Genomic DNA, 1,414 nt, shown 5'->3' on the forward strand with positions numbered 1-1,414 from the left:
GAAGGGGGATTGATTATTAAATGGAGTAGAAAACTTAAAAATAAGGGTAATGCTGTCAATGTAACTTAAATGCGTAAAAGCTTACTAAGTAGTCGTGCAAAATTAATTTCCTAGTGAAGATAGGCAAAAGGCAAAAGGCAGGAGGCAAGAGGTGGTTAGATATGTGTAATTAATTTTGCTTAGGTACTTATATATAGCGTTTCTCGCATCTGTGCGGCACAGTTAAACCTTTGCTGCTTAAGCTGTTCAGGATCGAGACTGTACCTCTTGTGAATCAGAAATGCTATAAATTGAACTGATCACACAAAGAATAAGAGAACCAACCATTTGCTTATTTCTATAGATAGGATTGAATATTTCTATACAAATCTTCTTGAAAAATATTTTGACCGATTGTACAGTTGGGCTGTAATTTAATTTATTTTTAGGGCCATGGCCACCAAATCGCCAAAATTATTCGAGTCATTGCGGTCATAGACCGCAATGACTGTCACTACTGTTAGCCTCACTCTAGCCGCTGCTTCTAGTGCTAGTGCCGCGACAGTGTTCGGTTTCCAAACTCCCTACGCTCCCATTAACTGGACATTTACCAATAGTAATGCCGACGGGTTCGTCAATACCAGCGGCGCTCCTGCTTCCATTAGCCTGACTGGGGGGAACAATAGTTCTTTCAATTCTGGAACCACAAGCTACACCACCACTGCGGCTGCGGCTGGGACGGTGACGTTTAATTGGAACTATGCGACTGGTGATGTTAGTGCTTTCTGGGATCCCTTCGGATATCTGCTCAACGGCAGCTTCATCCAAGTAACTAATAATGGGGGAGGTGTTGTCCAAAACGGGACATCGACGTTTAACGTCCTAGCTGGCGACAGCTTTGGTTTCCGTATTTTCACTCGCGACAACTCTGTTGGACCCGGTAGTGTGACGATTTCTAACTTTTCTGCCCCGATTCCCGAACCGTCAACTGTGCTGAGTTTGCTGGTACTAGGAGGCTTAGGCGCTGGACTGAAGTACCTTAAGCGGAATTGATGTCCCAAAAAACAGGGGACTAGGAGTTGACCTCTCCTCCTAGTTCCCAACTTGATTAGCTGTTGACTGTCTGCGAGTGCCGGAGTTTGGAGCGGGGAGAGTTGCACAATTCTGGCTTTAAGTCAATAGCCTTTACAAAACTTCAAAAATTGCAACATAAAAAAATTTCATCACTGGCGGCTTTTTTTGGGCAAGAGAATCGATATAGTCCCCGGATTGCCTTGGTTTTCCGTTGATTTGAGATTTAATGCTTAAACTAAGCCCACAGCATACCATGATCATACCAGATTAATAAATGTAGGCAACCCCGATTTACAGCTAAATTTTGGCAAATTCTGGGAAAATCAAAATCTTGTAACTTGCTTGTTACACTTGACTAATC

At 42.9% G+C, this 1,414-nt stretch carries 1 protein-coding gene; it reads right to left on the reverse strand.

The window, feature by feature from the left end; genetic code table 11:
* Positions 1–510 precede the first annotated feature (510 nt).
* Positions 511–837, reverse strand: coding sequence for a hypothetical protein (locus PX636_RS15725; RefSeq protein WP_288117766.1), 327 nt, complete (start codon positions 835–837; stop codon positions 511–513).
* Between the last annotated feature and the right edge of the window lie 577 nt (positions 838–1,414).

Origin of the sequence: Microcystis sp. M53598_WE2 (genome assembly GCF_030067735.1) — a bacterium.
Taxonomy (GTDB): Bacteria; Cyanobacteriota; Cyanobacteriia; order Cyanobacteriales; family Microcystaceae; genus Microcystis; species Microcystis aeruginosa.